Here is a 20,667-nt window from a genome sequence, read left to right as displayed (position 1 = left end):
ACCATGCAATGCCCGCGCATAACGCCAGCACATGCGTACGTAGTCCTACGTAGAGCGCTGCGTAATCATGCGCTTGTCCCGTGCCGACCCGTGCAAGATACTGACAGGCACGCTGCAATCCAAGCAAGCCGGCATCGACCGGTCCGGCAGCGCATCCAATCGGAGGAGTCAACATGAAACGTCTCACAAGCCAGCTCGGCTGGGCTGCCCTATCGCTCGCGGGCGCCGCCTCGCTCGCCTACGTCGCCCTGAAGCGCGGCGAATCCATCAATGCCGTCTGGGTCGTCGTCGCGGCCGTCTGCGTCTATCTCATCGCGTACCGCTTCTACAGCCGCTTCATCGCCGACAAGGTGATGGGTCTCGACGCCCGCCGCCAGACCCCGGCCTACAAATACAACGACGGCCTCGACTTCGTGCCGACGAACCGCTACGTGCTGTTCGGCCACCACTTCGCCGCCATCGCCGGCGCCGGGCCCCTGGTCGGCCCCGTGCTCGCCGCGCAGATGGGCTATCTGCCGGGCATGCTGTGGATCCTGGCCGGCGTCGTGTTCGCCGGCGCCGTGCAGGACTTCATGGTGCTGTTCATCTCGATGCGCCGCGACGGCCGCTCGCTGGGCGACCTGATCAAGTCCGAGATGGGCGAGATCCCCGGCGTGATCGCCCTGTTCGGTACCTTCATGATCATGGTGATCATCCTCGCCGTGCTGGCGCTGATCGTCGTGAAGGCGCTGACGGCCTCGCCGTGGGGTGCGTTCACCGTGATGGCGACGATCCCCATCGCGCTGTTCATGGGCATCTACTCGCGCTACATCCGCGTGGGCCGCATCGGCGAAGTGTCGCTGATCGGCTTCGTGCTGCTGATCGGCGCCATCGCCGGCGGCCAGTACGTGCACGACTCGGCCACCTGGGGCGCGATGTTCAACTTCACCGGCACCCAGCTGACGTGGATGCTGATCGGCTACGGCTTCGTCGCCTCCGTGATCCCCGTGTGGCTGCTGCTGGCGCCGCGCGACTACCTGTCCACGTTCCTCAAGATCGGCACCATCGTCGGCCTCGCGCTGGGTATCGTGTTCGTCGCTCCGATGATGCAGATGCCGTCGATCACGCGCTTCATCGACGGTACGGGCCCGGCCTGGTCCGGCTCGCTGTTCCCGTTCCTGTTCATCACCATCGCATGCGGCGCCGTGTCGGGCTTCCACGCATTGATCTCGTCGGGCACGACGCCGAAGATGATCGAGAACGAGCAGCACGCCCGCTTCATCGGCTACGGCGGCATGCTGATGGAATCGTTCGTCGCCATCATGGCCCTCGTCGCCGCGTCGACGATCGACCCGGGCGTCTACTTCGCGATGAACAGCCCGGCCGCCGTCATCGGCACCACCGCGCAGACCGCGGCCGCCGCCGTGTCGAACTGGGGCTTCGTGATCACGCCCGACCAGCTGACGCAGATCGCGAAAGACGTCGGCGAGCACACCATCATCTCGCGCGCCGGCGGCGCTCCGACCTTGGCCGTCGGCATGGCCCACATCCTGTCGAACGTCATCGGCGGCAAGGTCATGATGGCCTTCTGGTACCACTTCGCGATCCTGTTCGAAGCGCTGTTCATCCTGACCGCCGTCGATGCCGGTACGCGTGCCGGCCGCTTCATGCTGCAAGACCTGCTGGGCGCGTTCGTGCCCTCGTTCAAGCGCACGGAATCGCTGCCCGCGAACCTCATCGCCACCGGCCTGTGCGTCGCCGCCTGGGGTTACTTCCTGTACCAGGGCGTCGTCGATCCGCTGGGCGGCATCAACACGTTGTGGCCGCTGTTCGGCATCGCCAACCAGATGCTGGCCGGTATCGCGCTGACCTTGGGCACCGTCGTGCTGTTCAAGATGAAGCGCGGCCAGTACGCGTGGGTGTCGATCGTGCCGACCGTCTGGCTGCTGATCTGCACGCTGTCGGCGGGCTGGCTCAAGATCTTCGATCCGAACGTCAAGGTCGGCTTCATGGCGCACGCCCACAAATTCCAGGCCGCGCTCGACCAGGGCCAGGTGCTGGCACCGGCGAAGTCGCTCGACCAGATGGGCCGCATCGTCTTCAACGACTACGTCGACGCCACGCTGTGCGGCTTCTTCATGGTCGTCGTGCTCGCGGTGCTGCTCTACGGCATCCGCACGGTGCTGGCGGCGCGCAAGAACGCCCGCCCGAGCGCCCAGGAAACGCCGTACGTGGCGGCACCCGCCGCATCGATGGCCGAGGTGCAGTGATGCTCGGGGCGCTCGCACAGGCAGGCCGCTATCTCGGGCAAAGCATGCGCCTGATGGTCGGCCTGCCGGAATACGACACCTATGTGGCGCACATGGAAAAGACCCATCCGGATCAACCGGTCATGAGCTACGAGGAGTTCTTCCGCGAGCGCCAGCAGGCCCGCTACGGCAACGGCAAGCGCGGCGGTTGCTGTTGAGGGGACCTCGCTAAACCTGCTGCGCGTTGCAGGTCGGTCCGGGCCGCGCAGGCTGCGATGCTCGCTGTACGCCAGTACAGCTGCGCTTCTCGACCACACCTGCGGCCGCTCGCGACGGTTTATCGAGGCCCCGATCCGCTAACTATTGTCGCCAAAATGGACGCTGAGAGCGTCCATTTTCATTTTTTCCCCTACCTCGTCCTCCCCCACCACTTTGCGCCAGCACAAACGGCGCGCCATGGCCCTCCCCTATAGTCATTTCTTGCAAGTATTTGCTTTCTTGCATGGTGAGCCTGTGTCCACAGGTTCGTTCGCAGCGCCGACCGCAGTCTCCGTCTACCCATGCTGAATCTCGAGCGCTCAAGCCTCAACCGCAAACTGACGTCCATGTGCCTGCAGGCCGCGGCCAGCGCGCTGCTCGTGGTCTATGTCGCGTTCGCCGTGGCGACGGTGACCGGCCAGCGCCGCGCGGAGCGGCAGGAACTGGACGCGCTCGCCGCCGTGGTGGCGCAGGGCGCGCTCGACGCCGTGCAGTTCAACGACCGCCGCCTGGGCGCGCAATTGCTGGCGGCGCTGGCGGCGCGTCCCGGCGTCGCTGCCGCAGTCTTGTACGACGCGCAGGGCCGGCCGTTCGCCGCGTGGCATGCGCCCGGCAGTGCCGCCGCCGCGGACGAGGCGCTGGACGGCCTCGCACCGGCCACCCTCGACGCCGCCGCGCGCGCGAGCAGCCTGCCGTGGCTGCCGCTGCTGCGCGTCTACCGCGTGCTCGGTGCCCCGGCGGACGCGGACGGCCACGTGTTGCCGCCCGTGGGCGCCGTGATGATCGAGAGCGACCTCGTGCCCGTGTGGCTGGACATCGCGCGCGCGCTGGGCGTGATGGCGGCCGCGCTGGGCGCCGCGCTGGCGACGGCGTTCGTGCTGGCGCGGCGGCTGCGGCGCAGCATCGGCGACCCGATCGGCAAGCTGATCAACGCGGCGCAGAAGGTATCGGCCAGCCAGAACTACACGTTGCGCATCGCCCACAACCGCAGCGACGAACTGGGCGTGCTGATCGACAGCTTCAACAACATGCTGGCGCAGGTCGAAGGCCGCGGCGCCGCGCTCACGCACCACCGCGACGAACTGGAACGCCAGGTCAGCGTGCGCACGGAGCAACTGGAAAAGGCAAAGAACGCGGCCGAGGCGGCAAGTCGCGCGAAGAGCGCGTTCCTCGCCACGATGAGCCACGAGATCCGCACCCCGATGAACGGCGTGCTCGGCATGACGGAAATGCTGCTGGGGACGGAGCTCACCGAGACCCAGCGCAATTACACACGCCTGGTCAAACAGTCGGGCGAGCATCTGCTGGTGATCATCAACGACATCCTCGACTTTTCCAAGATCGAGGCCGGCAAGCTCACCGTCGAGTACATCAATTTCAACCTGTGGGACCTGCTCGACGACATCCACACGGTCTACACGCCGCAGGCGGAGGCGAAGAACATCCTGCTCCACTTCGACATCGCCAACGACATCCCCGTCGCCATCTGCGGCGACCCGAACCGCCTGCGCCAGATCATGGCGAACCTGCTCGGCAACGCGCTCAAGTTCACGGACCACGGCCGCATCCTCGCCAAGGTGCGTATCGCGAGCGAGGACAACCAGGCCGTGATGCTGCGCTTCGAAGTGCACGACACGGGCATCGGCATCTCGAGGGAAGCGCGCAGCCGCATCTTCGAGGCGTTCTCGCAGGCCGACGATTCGACGACGAGAAAATATGGCGGCACGGGGCTGGGGCTCGCGATCTCCAAGCAGCTCGTGGAACTGATGGGCGGCGCCATCGGCGTGGAGAACGCTCTGACACAGGGCTCCGTGTTCTGGTTCACGGTCGCCTTCGACAAACGCCGCGTCGACCCCGACGCGCCGGGCGACCACCAGCACACGATCGACGGCCTGCGCGTGCTCCTCGTCGACGAGAGCGAGACGAGCCGCGTGGGGCTCGAACGCCACCTGGCCACGTGGCGCATCGCGTGCGACGCGGCGGACGGCGCGGACGAAGCGCTGGCCCGCCTGGACGAGGCGGCGCGCGCCGGCGAACCGTACGACGCCGCGATCCTCGACATGGAACTGGCGCACACGAGCGGCCTGCTGCTGGCCGCGCAGATCAAGTCCGACCCCGCCACCCGCGCGACGCGGCTCGTCCTGCTGAGCCCCGAACGCCTGGCCGCCGACCCCGTGCAGCGGCGCGAGGCAGGCGTCGCGTACCAGCTGATCAAGCCGGCGCGCGCGGCCGACCTGTTCGCCTGCCTCGCGACGCCGCCGCGCGGCCAGGTGGCGCCGGCGCCCCGCTTTCTGCCGCCGCGCCCCCTGCAGCTGGACGCCCACCGTCCGCGCACGCGGCGCGTACTGCTGGCCGAGGACAATCCCGTCAACATCGAAGTGGCGCGCGCCATGCTGGAAAGCCTCGACCTGCATGTCGATTGCGCCCGCAACGGACAGGATGCGCTGCAGGCGGTCCGGAACAACACGTACGACGCGGTGCTGATGGATTGCCAGATGCCCGTGATGGACGGCTTCGCCGCGACGGCCGCCATCCGGCGCGAGGAGCGCGAGGCGGGCCGCGGCCGCGTGCTCCCGATCATCGCCATCACGGCGAACGCGCTGCAGGGCGACCGCGAAGCGTGCCTCGCGGCCGGCATGGACGACTATCTGTCGAAGCCGTTCAGCCTGCAGGAGCTGGCGGCCGTGATCGGACGCTGGATGGCGCTGCCGCTGGCGGCCACCGTACACCACGACGACGCGCCGCCACGGCTGCCGCGCGAATCCGTCGACGTGATCCAGCGCGACGTGATCAACCGCGCCGCGCTGGAGAAGATCCGCGCGCTGTCGCGCGAACGGGGCGACGCCCTCGTGCAAAAGGTGATCGCCGCCTACGTCGACGACGCGCCGCAGCAGCTGCGCCAGCTCCAGGACGCCATCGACGGCCTCGACACGGGCAACGTGCGGCGCATCGCGCACACGCTGAAATCGGCCAGCGCCAACGTGGGCGCCGAAGCCCTCGCCGCGATGTGCAAGGCGATGGAGCACCTGGGCCGTGCCGACACCACCGAAGGCGCCGATGCGATCCTGACCGACATGGAGCACGAATTCCAGGCCGTCCGGCATTCGCTCTCCGCCATCCTCGAAAAGGAAACCTGACATGCCAGCCCACTCCACCCGCCAGCGCGGCACTGTGTTGGTCGCGGACGACGACCCGGTGATGCGCCTGTTGATGCTCGAGATGCTGGACAGCGTCGGCCTGACCGGCATCGAGGCCGCGGACGGCGCACAGGCCGTGGCCCTCGCGCACGCGCGCACGCCCGACCTGATCCTGCTGGACGTCGAGATGCCGAAGATGGACGGCTTTGCCGCCTGCCGCGCGATCCGCGACCTGCCGAACGGCGCGACGGTCCCCATCGTGATGGTCACGGGCGGCGACGACCTGGAAGCCGTCACGAACGCCTACGAGGCCGGCGCCACCGACTTCGTGTCGAAGCCGATCAACTGGCCCATCCTCGGCCACCGCGTGCTGTACGTGCTGCGCGCGTCCGACGCCATCGTGCGCCTGCGCATCGCCGACGCCCAGAACCGCGCCGTGCTCGCGGCCATTCCCGACACGTTCTTCCGCATGTCGCGCGACGGCGTCTACCTCGATTACGAGCCGGGTCGCGAAGGTCGCGGGCACGGCGCGCACGACGCGGCGGGCGACGAGACGCTCGTCGGCCGCCACGTGACGGACGTGCTGCCGCGCGACATCGCCGAACGCCTGCTCGAACAGGTGGCGATGGCGCTGAACGTGCGCCAGGTACGCTCGATCGAATACGAATTGATGCGCTTCGGCGAACCGCAGCACGTCGAGGCGCGCCTCGTCGCCACGGGGCCGGACGAGGTGCTGGGCCTCGTGCGCGACATCAGCGAGAGAAAACGCGCGGAAGAACAGATCCGGCGCCTCGCGTACTGCGACAGCCTGACCGGCATCCCGAACCGCCAGGCATTCCTCGAGACGCTGGAGCGCGAGCTGCAGCGCTCGAAAATCGGCAACAAGAAGTTCGCCGTGCTGTTCATGGACCTCGACGCGTTCAAGCGCATCAACGACACGCTGGGCCACGACGTGGGCGACCAGTTGCTGAAGCAGGTGTCGGACCGCCTGCGCGAGACGATCCGTCCCAACGATTTATTGTCGCGCGGCGAGCTGCTGCCGCGCGCCGACATGGGCACAAGCGCGGACACGAACCTCGCGCGCCTGGGCGGCGACGAATTCACGATCCTGATCCCCGACCTCGAACGGGTCGAACATGCGCTCAACGTGGCGCACCGCGTGAAGGACGCCATGCGCCGTCCGTTCCTCATCGAGGGCAACGAGATCTTCGTCACCGCCAGCATCGGCATCTCATTGTTCCCCGAAGACGGCGACGACTGCACGTCGCTGCTGAAATTCGCCGACACGGCGATGTACCACGCAAAGAACTGCGGCAAGAACAACGCGAAGCTGTACTCGTCGTCGCTGACGATGCAGATCATGAGCCACGTGAAGCTGGAAGTCGGCCTGCGCCGTGCGCTGCAGAACAACGAGCTGTACCTGCTGTACCAGCCGCAGCTCGATGTGCGCTCGTCCGAGATCGTGGGCGTGGAAGCCCTGGTGCGCTGGCGCCACGCGGAGCGCGGGATCGTCTCGCCGAACGAATTCATCCCGCTGGCCGAGGAGACGGGCCTGATCGTGCCGATCGGCGAATGGGTGCTGCGCACGGCGTGCACGCAGGCGCGCCACTGGCAGAAGCTGACGCGCCGTCCGGTGCGCATGGCCGTCAATCTGTCGGCCAAGCAGTTCAAGGACGAGAACCTGTCGCAGATCGTGGTGTCCGCGCTGCACGACACGGGCCTCGATCCGCGCCTGCTGGAACTGGAGCTGACGGAGGGCACGCTGATGGACGACGCGAAAGCCACGCTGGCGACCTTGGAACAGCTGCGCGGCATCGGCGTGTATTTGTCGATCGACGATTTCGGCACCGGCTATTCGTCGATGAACTACCTGAAGCGCTTCGACGTGCGCGCGCTGAAGATCGACCGCAGCTTCATCAGCGGCCTGCCTCAGGATTCCGAGAACGCCGCGATCACGCGCGCCATCATCGCGATGGCGCACGGCCTCAAGATGATCGTCGTCGCGGAAGGCGTCGAGACGGGCGAGCAGCTCGATCTGCTGGAGGAATACGGCTGCGACCTCGTGCAGGGCTTTTATCTCGGCCGCCCCGCGCCGGCCGAGGCGGTGACCGCGATGCTGCAGCAGTTATGGGTGCCTGCGACCGCGCGCTGAGCCGCGCGGTCAGCGGGTGAACGTCAGCATGTGCACAGGCGCCCCCGGCAGCAGCGGCGTGGGCTTGCCGCGCACCCAATCCTCATGCCCCTTCAGGAAGTACGGCGACAGCGGATGCCCGCTCTGCCCGCCCGGCATGTCGAACAAGCCCTCTTCCTCGCGGCCCGGCGTCACCGTCAGGCGTTCCGACTGGCCGAACTTCGGGCCCGTGACGCACGGCATGTTGCCGTCGCCCGGCAATTGGTCCGGCGGGGCGCTGAGCCAGCGGCGCAGCGCCGGCACGGCGATCGTGAACGGGTGCGCGATGGCGGCCGTGTTGCGCTGGCCCCAGGTCGCCTGCGCGAGCGGCGCGCCGTCCGCCGTCAGGTCGGCGATGGCGCGGTCGACGGCGGCCAGCTGCAGGTCCTGCCAGCTGGCGTAGCCGGCCGGCAGCCACGCGGTCGGACGCGCGTCCAGCAGGCGCGCGATGACCTCCGGCCAGCGCGCCGTCGCCACGACGATGCCGGCCTTCGGATCGAGCTTCGCGAGTTCCGCGTCGACGCCGCCGAACAGCACGTCGTGCAGCGACCACATGAACTGGCGCGCCAGGCGGTAGCCGACGGACGTCGTGCTCGCGCGCCCGTCCCAGCTTGTCTCCAGCAGGCGGCGGAACTCGGCGCGCTGCGGATGGTTGGCGAGCGCGCCGGCATCCAGTGCCGCCAGCGCGCGCTCGCGCCACTGCGCGATGAACAGCGCGCGGTCGTCGAGCGAGGCCTGGAACGCGGCCGGCACGTCGGCCTTGTCGCCGAGCTGGCGCACGTTGCCGCTCAGCTGGTTGACGCGCGCGCCCAGGTCGAAGCCGCCGTCGCCGATCACCTGCGCCCCGTCGCCCGCGAGCTGGCGGCTGTTCGCCGTCACCAGTTGGCCGCCGGGCGGGTTCACGACGCGCGGATGCTGCTCCGGCGCCAGCAGACTGTCCCACGTGGCCACGGCGCCGTCGGCGGCGAGCGGGAACGAGACGGCCACGCCACCCTGCGTCCGGTGCGGCAGCGCGCCGCCGATGGTCCAGGCGATGCCGCCGCGGTCGTCGCCGAGGACGACGTTCTGCGCGGGGATGCCGTCGCTCGCCGCGGCGGCCACCGCCTCGTCGAGGTTCGTCGACGCTTCCAGCTTCAGGTGGTTCAAGTTCAGCGACTCGGGCGAGTGCGCCACCCAGTGCACGGCGTACATCGTGCCGTCGACCGTGCGGATGGGCCCCAGGCTCGTCTCCAGCACGGTCAGCGACTGCGCCGGCTCGCCCTTCACGCGCACCGTCTCCGTGTGCGCCACCGGCGTTTCCCAGCCGGACGGCAGGCGCACCTGGCCCGGGTGATCGCGCGCGGTGCCCAGGCGGACGAGGTCGAGCGTGTCCGCATAGCTGTTCGTGAAGGCCCACGCCACGCGGCCATTGCTGCCGACGATGACGGCGGGCGGCGTCCCCGGCAAGGTCACGCCGACGACGCGGCGCGGCTGGCCATGCGCATCCACGAATTGCAGCTCGACGCGGTACCACGTGTTCGGCAGTTGCAGTCCAAGATGCATGTCGTCCGAGACGATGGCCCCGCCGTGCGCCGTGCGCGTGCCGGCGATGGCGTAGTTGTTGCTGCCGACGGCATCCGTGAACGCGACACCCGCCACCTGCCGTGCCGGGACGCCGTCCTTGCGGCCCCACCACGCGGGCGCCGTGGGCGGAATGGGTGCCGGCGTCAGCGCGACGGCGGGCGCGTCCAGCGGCGTATCCCAGCGGGACGCTTCCGGCAGCAGGAATGCCAGCTGGGCCGGGTCGGTGTGGCCAGCCAGCCAGCCCCGCGCCAGTTCACGCGGTTCCTGGTTGCCCTGCAGGTCGAAATACATGGCCCACATCGCAAGCAGCGAATCGGCCGGTGTCCACGGACGCGGCGTGCTGCGGCTCAGCAGGTATTCGAACGGCCGCGCATGCAGGGCGTTCACGCCGTCGTTGATGCCGGCGGCGTAGCGGTCCAGCAGCGCGCGCTCGGCCGGCGTCATGCGCTGCAGCACCTGCTCCGCGCGGGCGCGGAAGCGGTGCAGCCGGTGTGCGCGGTCGAGCGGCAGTGCCTTCGCACCGAACAGCTCGGCCAGCTCGCCGGCGGCGCTGCGGCGCAGCAGGTCCATCTGGAAGAAGCGGTCCTGGCCGTGCACGAAACCCGTGGCGTAGGCGACGTCCAGCCGGCTGATGCCGCTGATCGTCGGCACGCCGTTCGCGTCGCGCGCCACCGTCACGGATGTCGACAGCAGCGGCGACCGGCGCTGGCCGTCGAGTTCGGGCAGGCTGGCGCGCAGCACGGCCCAGGCACCGCCCGCGACGAGCAGCAGGAGCACGACGATCCCGGCCGCCACCCGCGGCCCCCACTTGCGCCATCCACGTCGTCCCATGCCGCTCATCCTTGGAAAAAAACGCATCTTGCCAGAAATCCCGGCGCGGGGCGAGTACGTGACCGTCCTTGCCCGCGTTGGTTCCCTGCCCACGATTGAGCGGGCTCGATCGTGCGCGCGGGCCATCCTCTACGCTGTCCACAGGCGCGCAGGACGCGCGCTTTGGAAACGGAAGGAGACTAGGACGCGTGGCGCATGTGCGTGATCGGTCTCAGCACGAGGTACGATTTGCGGCACGCTGAGCCGCCGCCGGGCTGCTCCGGCTGGGGTCTTGGCTATGGGAGGGGCGGCTGATGGGGTCCGTATTGGTGAAGCCGCGCACGAGGCGGCGCGCAAACTCGGCCTTCGTCACGGCCTCGCGCCGCTCGAGCAGGCGTTCCAGCACGCGCTGGATGTGCCGCACGAGTTCCGGGTAGCGGGAATCGGGCGGGTGCAGGCTGAAGCGCACAAGCGGCGACTGCGCCAGCATGGCCGCCGTGGCGTCGGCCACGCGGGGCGACAGGATACGCCCGCTGCGGTTGCGCGCCGCGTACACGAGCGACGGCGACAGGATCGCGTGCGTGCCGCGGCGGTTGTTTTGCGTGAATGGGCGGCGCGGGTCGTCGGAAGACTGCAGTCCCTGCAAGTCGAGCGGCTCCCGCAGCGCTGGCGGCTGCGGCTGCGGCGCTCGCTGTTGCGGCTGCTGCGGCTCCGGCGGTTCCAGCGATGCCAGCGGGTCGTGCTGACCAAGCGCGGTGCGGCTGCCTGCGTCATGTCGGCCGTGCACGTCGGCCCGGTCTCCGGGCGCACGCGCGCCCGTCCAGTTGGCTGCATCAAACTGCCTGCTCGGACTGCCCTGCCCGGAGTAATTTCCCCCGCCATATTGCACGCTCCCGCCTCCGGACTGAACGCTCACGCCGTGGCCGCCGCGACGGTCTTGCGCGTTGCCGGCACCGTGGCGCACCTGCCCGCGCGCCGATCGCTCAGCCGACCGCGGCGCAGACGTCGCGTGCGCGTGCGCGTGCGCGTCCTCGTCGTACGCGCGCGGCAGGCAGTGAAAATGGCTGAACGTCGTCGTGTAGTCGAACGGCGCATCGCGCAGCGCGCGCCAGGCGCCCTCGCCCAGCAGCCAGGCCGGCGGCACGAATCCGGTCGGCGTCCAGCCGCGCGCCGCGAACCACTCGAGGCCGAGTTCCAGCCGGCGCCGTGCTTCCGCTTCCGTCAGCGCGGCGAATTCCCCTTCGCGCCGCGTGTACACATTGCGCAGGAAACGGGAACGCAAGCCACCGCCGGCCGCTTCCGTGTCAAGGTGGCTGTAGCCGTGCAGTGCCAGCTCGTCGCCCCGTTCCAGCGCCACGTTCAAGCAGGCTTCCATGCCTGGCGACTGTTCCGGGCGGAAGTGATAGTGCGGCACGACGAGCCACGTCAGCGGCACGTCGGCCACAGCGCGCACGGCCTCCACGAGGCGCAGGCAATCGGTCCACGTGGCGGGGGCCACGTCGTGGATCGACACGCACAGCATCTGGGCGTCGCTTGGGTGGTCAGTCTGCGACACGGAAGCGCTCTCTTTCATGCATCACCTCATCGATGACATCCTGCTCCACATATGGATGACCGCCCACCAATGCCTCGTAGCGGCCCACCACCTGCGGCAGGATTTCGTTCCAGTCGTAGCGCTCGACCGCTCTGCGCCGGGCCGCCTGGCCCATGCGTACGAGGTCGCGCTGGTAGATGGCCTCGATCGCGCCGGCCAGGCTGGCGACGTCGTTCGGCTCGGCCAGGATACCCGTCTCCGCATCGACCAGCTCGGCCACGCCGCCCTTGTTCGTGGCGACGACGGGCAGGCCGCACGCCATCGCCTCGAGCACGATCAGGCCGAACGTTTCGCGGTCGCCAGGGTGCACGAGCACGTCGCAGCTGGCGAGCAGGCGAGCAAGCTGGCGCTGGTCATGCTGGAACCCGATGTGCGTCACGCGGTCGCAGAACGGCAGCGCGTCGCCGCCGCCCACGAGGACCAGGTGGTAAGGGGCGCCCAGCAGCCGCACGGCGTCGATGAGCACGTGCAGCTTTTTTTCCGGCGTGAAGCGGCCCGCATACACGAGCAGGCGGGTGTCCGGGTCGAGACCCAGGTGTTCGCGCAAGGTCGCAACGCGGCGCTGCGGGCGGAATACGCTGCTGTCGATGCCGAGCGGTTGATGCACGGCGCCGGGCACGCCGATCGCATCCAGATAGTCGACCATGATGCGGCTGGGCGCCAGCACGAGGTCGAACTGACGGTACAGGTTGGCGAGATAGCGGCACGTGCCGCGCGCGATCCAGCGGCCGAAGCGCGGCCGCACGAGGCCCGGCAGGTCGGAGTGATAGAAGGCGACGGCGGGGATGTCGTAGCGCTTGCGCATGCGCAGCGCCGCCCACGCGCAATGCCCGGCGTCGCCCGCCTCGACGACGTCGGGCCGGACGGCTTTCAACAGCCGCGCCGGCCCTTCGACGGACAGCGGCATGCGAAAGCCGTGAAAGCCCGGCACGACGGTCGACGGGATCTTGACGAGCGCGGGGACGGTGTTGCCGGAAGTCTCCACGTTGGAGCTCATGATCGTGTGGCGCACGCGGCTGCGCCGCGCGAGCCAGTGCGCTTTGGCGTTCAGATAGGTGCTGACGCCGCCTCCTTCGGCCGCGTAAAACATCGTGATGTCGACGAGGTGCATGCTTGGGATCCGGTCAAAGTATCCCCAGGATAGCAGCGTGGCAGGTGCGCCGGGTTTGCGCACTGCCAAGCGGACAACGCCTGCTGCCGGGAGCCGGTGTCGCGACGCATGCGCGGCTAAACGTCCGGCCGGCCCATCGCGGCCGCGCAAGCGCGGACCGGTGGCTCAGCGCCGGTGCGGTTCAGTCGTTGCCGGGCGACGAGGGCCGTGCTCCCTTTTGGGGAGGCCCATTATGCACTTCGCCTGTCGAGCATGGCGCGCGCGATGGTGCCCGCGTCCACATACTCGAGCTCGCCCCCGACGGGAACGCCGCGCGCAAGGCGGCTGACCTTCAGGCCGCGCGCCTTCAACATCTCGCTGATGTAGTGGGCGGTCGCCTCGCCCTCGTTGGTGAAATTGGTGGCGAGCACCACTTCCTTGACGTTGCCGTCGGCCGCGCGGCCGACCAGCTTTTCCAGGTGCAGGTCCTTCGGGCCGATGCCGTCCAGCGGCGACAGCCGGCCCATCAGCACGAAGTACAAGCCCTTGTACGTCAAGGTCTGCTCGATCATCATCTGGTCGGCCGGCGTTTCGACGACGCACAGCAAGGTGCGGTCGCGTTCCTCGTCCGAACACAGGTCGCACACTTCCGTTTCCGAGAAGGTGTTGCACATCGCGCAGTGATGCACGGCGTCGACGGCCTGGTACAGTGCGCGCGACAGCATGGCCGCGCCTTCACGGTCGTGCTGCAGCAGGTGGAAGGCCATGCGCTGCGCCGACTTCGGTCCGACACCCGGCAGGCGGCGCAAGGCCTCGGTGAGAAAGTCGAGCGATTTGGACATGGGATCTCCGCCGGGCCGGCTTACTGTGCGCGCCAGGCCGACAGCGCCTCGGCGGTCATGGTGGGCACGAATTCCGTGACCGCATAGGTCGCGAGGCCGGCCTGCGCGAACGGGTCGTCGCGCAGCACGGCGTCGAGCTCGGCGCGGCTGGCCGCATGGGCGATGAGGATGCCGCCGTCGCGCGGCTCCTTGCGTCCGGACATCAGCAACAGCCCGCGCGCATACAGCGTTTCCAGCCAGGCGCGGTGCGCCGGCAGGTAGCCATCGATGCGCTCGAGCGGCGCCGTATAAGTCAGCGTAACGATAAACATGAACTGAGCATCAGAACGGCATCTTGAAGCCCGGCGGCAGCGGCAGGCCGGCCGTCAGACCATTCATCTTTTCGGCGGCGGTCGCCTCGGCCTTGCGCACGGCGTCGTTGAACGCGGCGGCCACGAGGTCTTCCAGCATGTCACGGTCGTCACCGAGCAGCGACGGGTCGATCGACACGCGCTTGACGTCGTTCTTGCACGTCATGACGACCTTCACGAGGCCCGCACCGGACTGACCTTCGACCTCGATCTGGGCCAGCTGGTCCTGCGCTTTCTTCATATTGTCCTGCATGGCCTGCGCCTGCTTCATGAGGCCTGCGAGCTGGTTTTTCATCATGATGTGTTCTCCAATGCGTTGGATGAGTAAATCGTTTATACGGTTTGACGGTGCGATTCGGGATCAGGTCGCGATCGGCCGGACGGACCCGGGCACGACGAACGCGTCGAACGTGCGCGCCATGTCCTGCACGAACGGATCGGCGTCGACGACCGCCTCGGCCTCGCGCTGCAGCCGCTCGCGCCTTGCCTTCGCCTCTGCGTTGGCCGTGTACCAGGTCGGCGCGATTTCCGTCTCGACGTTCACACGCACGGCCGGGAAGCGTTCCTGCAGCGCGGCACACAGCTTTTCGCTGTTGCCGCTGGCGCGCAGGGTGTCCACGGGGACGCGCAGGCGGAACGTCGCGGCCGCGCCGTCGGCCACGCACTCGACCAGTTCGGTCTGGAAAGCCAGTTGCTGGGCCACGCCGCGCAGCGGCAGCGACGCCGCCAATGCGGGCCAGTTGCCGTCCCAGGCGATCGCCGGGACGGGCGTGATGACGTAGGCATACGGCGGCGCGGACGGGGCGGCGACGCGCGCGGGCGCGGACGGTGCCGCGACGGCCGGCGCATCCATCGCGACGGCCGTGTCGTCGGAAAATTCGGTGACCCAGGCCGGCGGGCCATCGTCGGACGAGGCCTCGTCACGGGCCGGCTGGCCCTGCACCGACTGCGGCGCGGGAGCCTGGCGCATCATCGCCGGCTGCGGCTGGGCCGTGGCCTGCGGCTGCGTATTCCACGGTGCCGTGGACGCGGCGGTCGCACCGGACCCGGCGGCCGGCGAAGCCGCCGGCGGCGCGGCGGGTGCGCCAGGCGCGGACGGTGCCGCAGAGGCCGGCGAACCGGCGGCCGGCGAACCGGCGGCCGGCGAACCGGCGGCCGGCGCATCGCCCGACGGAGCCGGACGGCGCGGCACGCCGCCCATCCGGGAACCGGCGCGCGCCGCTTCCAGCGCGGCGTCGAGGGCCGCGCGGGCCGAGGTCATCGCACGGCCGGCACCGCCCTGTGCGGCCGGCGGCGCGGACGGCGCAGGCGCAGGCGCGCTCGCGGGTGCCGCGGCCGCAGCGCCAGGTGCTGCCGGACGAGCGGCCTGGGCGGCCGGCGCAGCTGCCGCCGCGGCGGGACGCATCGGTGCCGCCTGCGGCATCGCGCGCGCCAGCGCGGCCGGCGCGGGCGCGGCGGCCTGGTCGGCCCCGCCCTGTCCCGGACGGAACGCCAGCATGCGCAGCAACGTCATCGTGAAGCCCGCGTACTCGTCGGGCGCGAGGCCGATCTCGTTCCGGCCGTGCACGGTGATCTGGTAGAACAGCTGCACTTCCTGCGGATCGAATTGCGTGGCCAGGCGCTGGATGTCGGCCAGTTCCGGCAAGTCGTCCGGCAGCGCGGCGGGTACCGTCTGCGCGAGCGCGATCCGGTGCAGCAAGGTGCCGAGGTCCTGCAGCGCGCCGTTGTACGACAGGCTGCGGCTGGCCATCTCGTCGGCGACGGCCATCAGGTCGGCGCCGTCCTCGTTCGCGAGCGCATCCAGCAGGCGCACGAGGTACGACTGGTCGAGCGCACCGAGCATGCCCTGCACGGCGTCGAGCGTGACGGCGCCGGCGGCATACGCGATGGCCTGGTCGGTCAGCGACAGCGCGTCGCGCATCGAACCATGCGCGCCCTGCGCGAGCAGGCGCAATGCCGGCTGTTCGAAGGTCACGCCTTCCTGGCCGAGGATGTTTTCCAGGTGGCCCACGATGTGACCGGGCGGCATCTGCTTCAGGTTGAACTGCAGGCAGCGCGACAGCACGGTCACGGGAATCTTTTGCGGGTCCGTCGTCGCGAGGATGAATTTCACGTGCTCGGGCGGCTCTTCCAGCGTCTTCAGCATGGCGTTGAAGGCGTGGTTCGTCAGCATGTGCACCTCGTCGATCATATAGACCTTGAAGCGCGCATTGCTCGGCGCGTAGACCGCCTGCTCCAGCAGCTGGGCCATCTCGTCGACGCCGCGGTTCGACGCCGCGTCCATCTCGACGTAATCGACGAAGCGGCCGGCGTCGATGGCGCGGCACGGCTCGCACTGGCCGCACGGTTCGGCCGTGATCGACCCGTTGCCGTCCGGCCCGACGCAGTTGAGCGACTTGGCCAGGATGCGCGACAGCGTGGTCTTGCCCACCCCGCGCGTGCCGGTGAACAGGTAGGCGTGATGCAGCCGCCCGGTGCGCAACGCATGCGTCAGGGCACGGACCACGTGCTCCTGGCCGACCAGCGTTTCGAAGTTCCGGGGACGGTATTTGCGGGCGAGGACTTGATAGGACATACCGAGATTTTACCGTAGACCGGGATGGAAGCGGCAACATTAGACGCTCATCGGGAATTCACCTACACTGATGCTTTTCTTTCAATTCGGAAAAAATGAAAACTGCCCTGCAACTCCCGCTGGCCTGCCTGTCCCTGCTGCTCGCCCTGCCCCTCCACGCGGCCGAACGCGAATGGCTGCCGTACCGCAAACTGGTCGACATCATCAAGCTGGACAAGTTCGATGCCCTGCCCCCTGCCGAGCGCGACAAGGTGATCCTGTACGTGAAGCTGGTCCCGGTGAACAAGGCGATCTCGCCGCTGGATGCGGGTCTCGTCGTCGTGGACGGCGCCAGCCGCACCCCGCTGCCACTGGATGCGAACGGACGCGCGCCCATGACCCTGAACCCGCAGTGGATGGCGCACGATGCGCAGATCTTGACGAGCCTGCCGAAGGGAGAAAAGATGCGCACGGGCTTCGACCTGGGCGCCGTGCTGCCGGAGACGCCGCAGTGGCGCTACGCTTCCGTGATGGGCGCCATCCCGCAGACGAACGCCGCGATCGGCAAGGTCGCGGGCGCGCTGAGCCTGTTCGTGCCCAAGATGAAGTCGGTGATCTTCAAGTTCGACAAGCCGGCCCAGTTGACCATCAAGGCCGCAAGCGGCGAGAAGCGCTACGCGAGCGACGCGAAGAACCACGTCAAGCTCAACGTCGACGACGCTCTGCTGAAGGAGAATCCGCTGGTGGAGGTGTCGGCGCGTCCGCTTGAGGCCGAGATCGACGACTGACGTTGCAGGCTGCCGCAAACGACAACAGCTGCCGCGGCAGCTGTTGAAGTAATCAGTAGGCGAGCCTGATCTGCGGCACTTGCGGTGAACGGCTTTGGCTGCTTCGTTCCCGACCTGACCAGGTAAACCATGCCACAATGCGCAGGGGCCCGCCAGCTCGCATTATAACCGGTAACGGGGATGGCGGCAAACCGCGCTGCCCGGCGGCGGCGCAGTCCACGCTGCGTGCATATCTATATAGAGTATGTGCTGATGCAGGTCACAACCCGAGCTGCTGCCAGATGCCGTCGACGCGCGCCTTCACGTCCGGCGCCATCACGATCGGCGTCCCCCACTCGCGGTTCGTCTCGCCGGGCCATTTGTTCGTGGCATCGATACCCATCTTGCTGCCGAGCCCGCTGATCGGCGACGCGAAGTCGAGGTAGTCGATCGGCGTGTTGTCGACGAGGACCGTGTCGCGCGTCGGGTCCACCCGCGTCGTGATGGCCCAGATCACTTCCTTCCAGTCGCGCACGTCGACGTCCTCGTCCACGACGACGATGAACTTCGTGTACATGAACTGGCGCAGGAAGCTCCACACGCCGAACATCACGCGCTTGGCGTGGCCGGCGTACTGCTTCTTCATCTGCACGACGGCCATGCGGTAGCTGCAGCCTTCCGGCGGCAGATAGAAATCCGTGATCTCGGTGAACTGCTTCTGCAGCAGCGGGACGAACACTTCATTCAGCGCGACGCCCAGCACGGCCGGTTCGTCGGGCGGCTTGCCCGTGTAGGTCGAGTGGTAGATCGGGTCGCGCCGCATCGTGATGCGGTCGATCGTGAACACGGGGAACCAGTCCTGCTCATTGTAATAGCCCGTGTGGTCGCCGTACGGGCCTTCCAGCGCATGCTCGAAGCCGGACGGGTGGCTCTCGTCCGGATAGATATGGCCTTCCAGCACGATCTCGGCGGACGCGGGTACGCGCAGCTCGCTGCCGATGGCCTTCGTCAGCACCGTGCGCTGGCCCCGCAGCAGGCCCGCGAACTGGTATTCGGACAGCGTGTCCGGTACGGGCGTGACGGCGCCGAGGATCGTGGCCGGGTCGGCGCCGAGCGCCACCGCGACGGGATACGGCTTGCCGGGATTCGCGATGCAATGCTCGCGGAAGTCCAGCGCGCCGCCGCGGTGCGCGAGCCAGCGCATGATGACCTTATTCGGCCCCAGCACCTGCTGGCGGTAGATGCCGAGGTTCTGGCGCTTCTTGTTCGGTCCCTTCGTGATGACGAGGCCCCACGTGATGAGGGGCGCAATGTCGCCCGGCCAGCAGTGCTGAATGGGCAGGCGCGCGAGGTCGACGTCCTGGCCTTCCCACACGATCTCCTGGCACGGGGCGCCCTTCACTTCCTTCGGCGCCATGTCCCAGACGGCTTTTACCAGCGAGCCGAGGTCCATGATGTCGCGGAATCCCTTCGGCGGTTCCGGCTCCTTCAGGCGCGCGAGCACGTGGCCGATCTTGCGCAATTCGCTGACGTCGTCAGCGCCCATGCCCAGCGCGACGCGGCGCGGCGTGCCGAACAGGTTGGCCAGCACGGGGATCGGATACGCCTTGCCGCCGGGGCCGACGGGGTTCTCGAACAGCAGCGCGGGGCCGCCGGCGCGCAGCACGCGGTCGCACACCTCCGTCATCTCGAGATTCGGTGAAATAGGCGCTGATACGCGCTTGAAGTCATCGATTTCTTGCAACTTAGCAATAAAATCCCGTAAATCAGAGTAGTTCATTGATTTTTTAATTCTTTTTTACATCTTTTGAGGAATGCTAACAATCGCCGGCAAGTGGTTGATTTGCCAAAGAATTGATGAGCGCGAGTGCGAATATTAGATCAAAAAGTAATAACGCACGATAGTGCTAGTATTGACTTGATATAAACGAGCTTCTACAATCCGCCTACAAATTGAGACGGGCCCGTCCAGCACGTGATTTTAGCCGGTCTCATTCTTTCACGGGGTCGGGGCCCCAGCGACATTTTAGGAGTGTTTTCACTGGGCGTCTGCCCAACCAACCCCGAGACAGTTGTTTAGCCACTGGGCGCCTCCATCGCAGCGCGGCCCAGCTGAAGCAAGCAATGACGGCGTTCCTCGACCGCAGGCAGCGGCGACGGACGGTTTTCTGATGCACGGCATGAGTACGCTCAAACGCTGCGCTTACGCGCTGCGCAGGGATGACTTTTTCCGCGACAAAGGAGAGACGATGATCCATCGATTCATCGGTACGAGCGCAAGGCTCGTCCAACAGATGGCCAGCCAGCCAGTCACGTGGTCTTCCGTGATCAAAGCGGCACGCGGTGTTTTGACCACCGCACAACATACCTTGACCGTTTTCGGTCTTTCCGCAGTAGCAATGATTGCCCTGCTGTACAGCCGCCCCGATTTTGCCAAACGGGTGTCGGATTTCCTGAGCCCGCACCAGAGCGCGCAGGCGCCGGTCGTCGCCAATGCTTCGGTCCAACTCGTTGCCGCGCATGCCGCGGACGCCGTCGAGACCGCCAACGCGGACAACAAGGCGTCCGAGCGCCCGTCGCGCCAGCAGAAGTACGTGACGGACTGGCTGTCGCGCCGCTACCGCGTGGCCGGCGACGCCGCCAACATGCTCGTCTCGACGGCGTACAGCACGGCGCACGAGATCAAGCTCGACCCGCTCTTGATCCTGGCCGTGATGGCCATCGAATCGGGCCTGAATCCGTTCGCGGAAAGCCCGGTGGGCGCGCAGGGCCTGATGCAGGTGATGTCGAAGGTCCACAGCGACAAGTTCCAGGAAGTCGGCGGCTCGCAGGCCGCGCTGAACCCTGTGGCCAACATCCGCGTCGGCGCGCTGATCCTGAAGGACTACGTGAACCGCACGGGCTCCGTCGAAGGCGCGCTGAAGAGCTACGTCGGCGCCGGCGCGGCCGAGGACGACTCCGGCTACGGCTCGAAAGTCCTGACGGAATACAAGCGACTGAAACAGGTCGCCAGCGGCAAGAACGTCCCGATTTATTTCCCGCCGGCCCAGCCTACGGTCCCGAGCACGACGCTGAAAACTGCCGGCACGCAGCCGAAGACGGACACGACGTCCGTCGACACGGCGCAGGGCAGCAGCGCCCAGAGCGGCGAAACGGTCGCCGGTCTCTGACGTACCCTTCCTGGTCGAAAGCCACCGTTGGCGCAAGCCGCGGTGGCTTTCATTTTTTGTGCGCGGCCTTGTCCTCACGTAGGGTGGACGGCGAGCCGTCCACCCTACGCGCGGGCCGGTCAGTACAATAAAAA

At 67.9% G+C, this 20,667-nt stretch carries 14 protein-coding genes and 1 other RNA gene; 6 read left to right on the top strand and 9 right to left on the bottom strand.

Going from position 1 to position 20,667, the window contains the following annotated elements; genetic code table 11:
- Positions 1–173 precede the first annotated feature (173 nt).
- The 4 genes from NX784_RS23705 (at position 174) to NX784_RS23690 (ending at position 7,775) form a co-directional block, all read left to right on the top strand.
- On the top strand, positions 174–2,249 hold the full coding sequence (locus NX784_RS23705; protein ID WP_258819147.1) for a carbon starvation CstA family protein: 2,076 nt from the start codon (positions 174–176) through the stop codon (positions 2,247–2,249).
- Complete coding sequence (locus tag NX784_RS23700; protein ID WP_056127383.1) at positions 2,249–2,446, top strand: YbdD/YjiX family protein; 198 nt, start codon at positions 2,249–2,251, stop codon at positions 2,444–2,446. Before NX784_RS23705 ends, NX784_RS23700 begins: the two co-directional genes overlap by 1 nt.
- A gap of 342 nt (positions 2,447–2,788) precedes the next feature.
- A complete protein-coding gene (locus NX784_RS23695; protein WP_258819146.1) occupies positions 2,789–5,623 on the top strand; it encodes a hybrid sensor histidine kinase/response regulator in 2,835 nt (944 codons plus the stop codon).
- A gap of 1 nt (position 5,624) precedes the next feature.
- Complete coding sequence (locus NX784_RS23690) at positions 5,625–7,775, top strand: putative bifunctional diguanylate cyclase/phosphodiesterase (RefSeq protein ID WP_258819145.1); 2,151 nt, start codon at positions 5,625–5,627, stop codon at positions 7,773–7,775.
- 9 nt (positions 7,776–7,784) lie between these two features.
- On the opposite strand, the gene NX784_RS23685 is transcribed toward NX784_RS23690, so the two are convergent.
- The 7 genes from NX784_RS23685 to NX784_RS23655 form a co-directional block, all read right to left on the bottom strand.
- A complete protein-coding gene (locus NX784_RS23685; RefSeq protein WP_258819144.1) occupies positions 7,785–10,187 on the bottom strand; it encodes a penicillin acylase family protein in 2,403 nt (800 codons plus the stop codon).
- 211 nt (positions 10,188–10,398) lie between these two features.
- The gene (locus tag NX784_RS23680) at positions 10,399–11,739 is read right to left on the bottom strand and encodes a polysaccharide deacetylase family protein (protein ID WP_258819143.1); all 1,341 of its coding nucleotides are present in this window, start codon (positions 11,737–11,739) and stop codon (positions 10,399–10,401) included.
- Positions 11,708–12,871 (bottom strand): glycosyltransferase, encoded by a 1,164-nt coding sequence (locus tag NX784_RS23675; protein WP_258819142.1) that lies wholly within the window; start codon positions 12,869–12,871, stop codon positions 11,708–11,710. Before NX784_RS23675 ends, NX784_RS23680 begins: the two co-directional genes overlap by 32 nt.
- Positions 12,872–13,101: 230 nt before the next feature.
- Complete coding sequence (gene recR / locus NX784_RS23670; protein ID WP_258819141.1) at positions 13,102–13,692, bottom strand: recombination mediator RecR; 591 nt, start codon at positions 13,690–13,692, stop codon at positions 13,102–13,104.
- 20 nt (positions 13,693–13,712) lie between these two features.
- Positions 13,713–14,003, bottom strand: coding sequence for a YciI family protein (locus tag NX784_RS23665; RefSeq protein ID WP_258819140.1), 291 nt, complete (start codon positions 14,001–14,003; stop codon positions 13,713–13,715).
- A 10-nt stretch (positions 14,004–14,013) separates the two neighbouring features.
- A complete protein-coding gene (locus tag NX784_RS23660) occupies positions 14,014–14,340 on the bottom strand; it encodes a YbaB/EbfC family nucleoid-associated protein (RefSeq protein ID WP_258819139.1) in 327 nt (108 codons plus the stop codon).
- Positions 14,341–14,403: 63 nt separating this feature from the next.
- Positions 14,404–16,617 carry a DNA polymerase III subunit gamma/tau gene (locus tag NX784_RS23655; protein ID WP_258819138.1) on the bottom strand — a complete coding sequence of 738 codons (2,214 nt, stop codon included), beginning with the start codon at positions 16,615–16,617 and terminating at the stop codon, positions 14,404–14,406.
- Between the two features lie 95 nt (positions 16,618–16,712).
- Here NX784_RS23655 and NX784_RS23650 point away from each other — a divergent pair, with 95 nt between their 5' ends.
- A complete protein-coding gene (locus NX784_RS23650) occupies positions 16,713–17,384 on the top strand; it encodes a hypothetical protein (RefSeq protein ID WP_258819137.1) in 672 nt (223 codons plus the stop codon).
- A 55-nt stretch (positions 17,385–17,439) separates the two neighbouring features.
- Here NX784_RS23650 and ffs read toward each other — a convergent pair.
- Together ffs and ubiD are read right to left on the bottom strand one after the other, a co-directional pair.
- Positions 17,440–17,538, bottom strand: an RNA gene (ffs, locus tag NX784_RS23645) — signal recognition particle sRNA small type.
- Positions 17,539–17,643: 105 nt separating this feature from the next.
- Positions 17,644–19,143, bottom strand: coding sequence for a 4-hydroxy-3-polyprenylbenzoate decarboxylase (ubiD, locus tag NX784_RS23640; protein ID WP_258819136.1), 1,500 nt, complete (start codon positions 19,141–19,143; stop codon positions 17,644–17,646).
- Between the two features lie 514 nt (positions 19,144–19,657).
- Here ubiD and NX784_RS23635 point away from each other — a divergent pair.
- Positions 19,658–20,533: a transglycosylase SLT domain-containing protein gene (locus NX784_RS23635; protein ID WP_258819224.1), complete on the top strand. Its 876-nt coding sequence runs from the start codon at positions 19,658–19,660 to the stop codon at positions 20,531–20,533.
- The last annotated feature ends 134 nt before the right edge of the window (positions 20,534–20,667 follow it).

Origin of the sequence: Massilia pinisoli, from assembly GCF_024753285.1 — a bacterium.
Classification (GTDB): Bacteria; Pseudomonadota; Gammaproteobacteria; order Burkholderiales; family Burkholderiaceae_D; genus Telluria; species Telluria pinisoli.
The sequence above is the reverse complement of the archived record's forward strand: the minus strand, read 5'-3'. Positions and strand labels throughout refer to the sequence as shown.

What these genes read in the sequence shown, in the direction of transcription:
- NX784_RS23705 (WP_258819147.1), top strand. Translation starts at nt 174, where the DNA reads ATGAAACGTCTCACAAGCCAGCTCGGCTGGGCTGCCCTATCGCTCGCG.
- NX784_RS23700 (WP_056127383.1), top strand. Translation starts at nt 2,249, where the DNA reads ATGCTCGGGGCGCTCGCACAGGCAGGCCGCTATCTCGGGCAAAGCATG.
- NX784_RS23695 (WP_258819146.1), top strand. Translation starts at nt 2,789, where the DNA reads ATGCTGAATCTCGAGCGCTCAAGCCTCAACCGCAAACTGACGTCCATG.
- NX784_RS23690 (WP_258819145.1), top strand. Translation starts at nt 5,625, where the DNA reads ATGCCAGCCCACTCCACCCGCCAGCGCGGCACTGTGTTGGTCGCGGAC.
- NX784_RS23685 (WP_258819144.1), bottom strand. Translation starts at nt 10,187, where the DNA reads ATGGGACGACGTGGATGGCGCAAGTGGGGGCCGCGGGTGGCGGCCGGG.
- NX784_RS23680 (WP_258819143.1), bottom strand. Translation starts at nt 11,739, where the DNA reads ATGAAAGAGAGCGCTTCCGTGTCGCAGACTGACCACCCAAGCGACGCC.
- NX784_RS23675 (WP_258819142.1), bottom strand. Translation starts at nt 12,871, where the DNA reads ATGCACCTCGTCGACATCACGATGTTTTACGCGGCCGAAGGAGGCGGC.
- recR (WP_258819141.1), bottom strand. Translation starts at nt 13,692, where the DNA reads ATGTCCAAATCGCTCGACTTTCTCACCGAGGCCTTGCGCCGCCTGCCG.
- NX784_RS23665 (WP_258819140.1), bottom strand. Translation starts at nt 14,003, where the DNA reads ATGTTTATCGTTACGCTGACTTATACGGCGCCGCTCGAGCGCATCGAT.
- NX784_RS23660 (WP_258819139.1), bottom strand. Translation starts at nt 14,340, where the DNA reads ATGATGAAAAACCAGCTCGCAGGCCTCATGAAGCAGGCGCAGGCCATG.
- NX784_RS23655 (WP_258819138.1), bottom strand. Translation starts at nt 16,617, where the DNA reads ATGTCCTATCAAGTCCTCGCCCGCAAATACCGTCCCCGGAACTTCGAA.
- NX784_RS23650 (WP_258819137.1), top strand. Translation starts at nt 16,713, where the DNA reads ATGAAAACTGCCCTGCAACTCCCGCTGGCCTGCCTGTCCCTGCTGCTC.
- ubiD (WP_258819136.1), bottom strand. Translation starts at nt 19,143, where the DNA reads ATGAACTACTCTGATTTACGGGATTTTATTGCTAAGTTGCAAGAAATC.
- NX784_RS23635 (WP_258819224.1), top strand. Translation starts at nt 19,658, where the DNA reads ATGGCCAGCCAGCCAGTCACGTGGTCTTCCGTGATCAAAGCGGCACGC.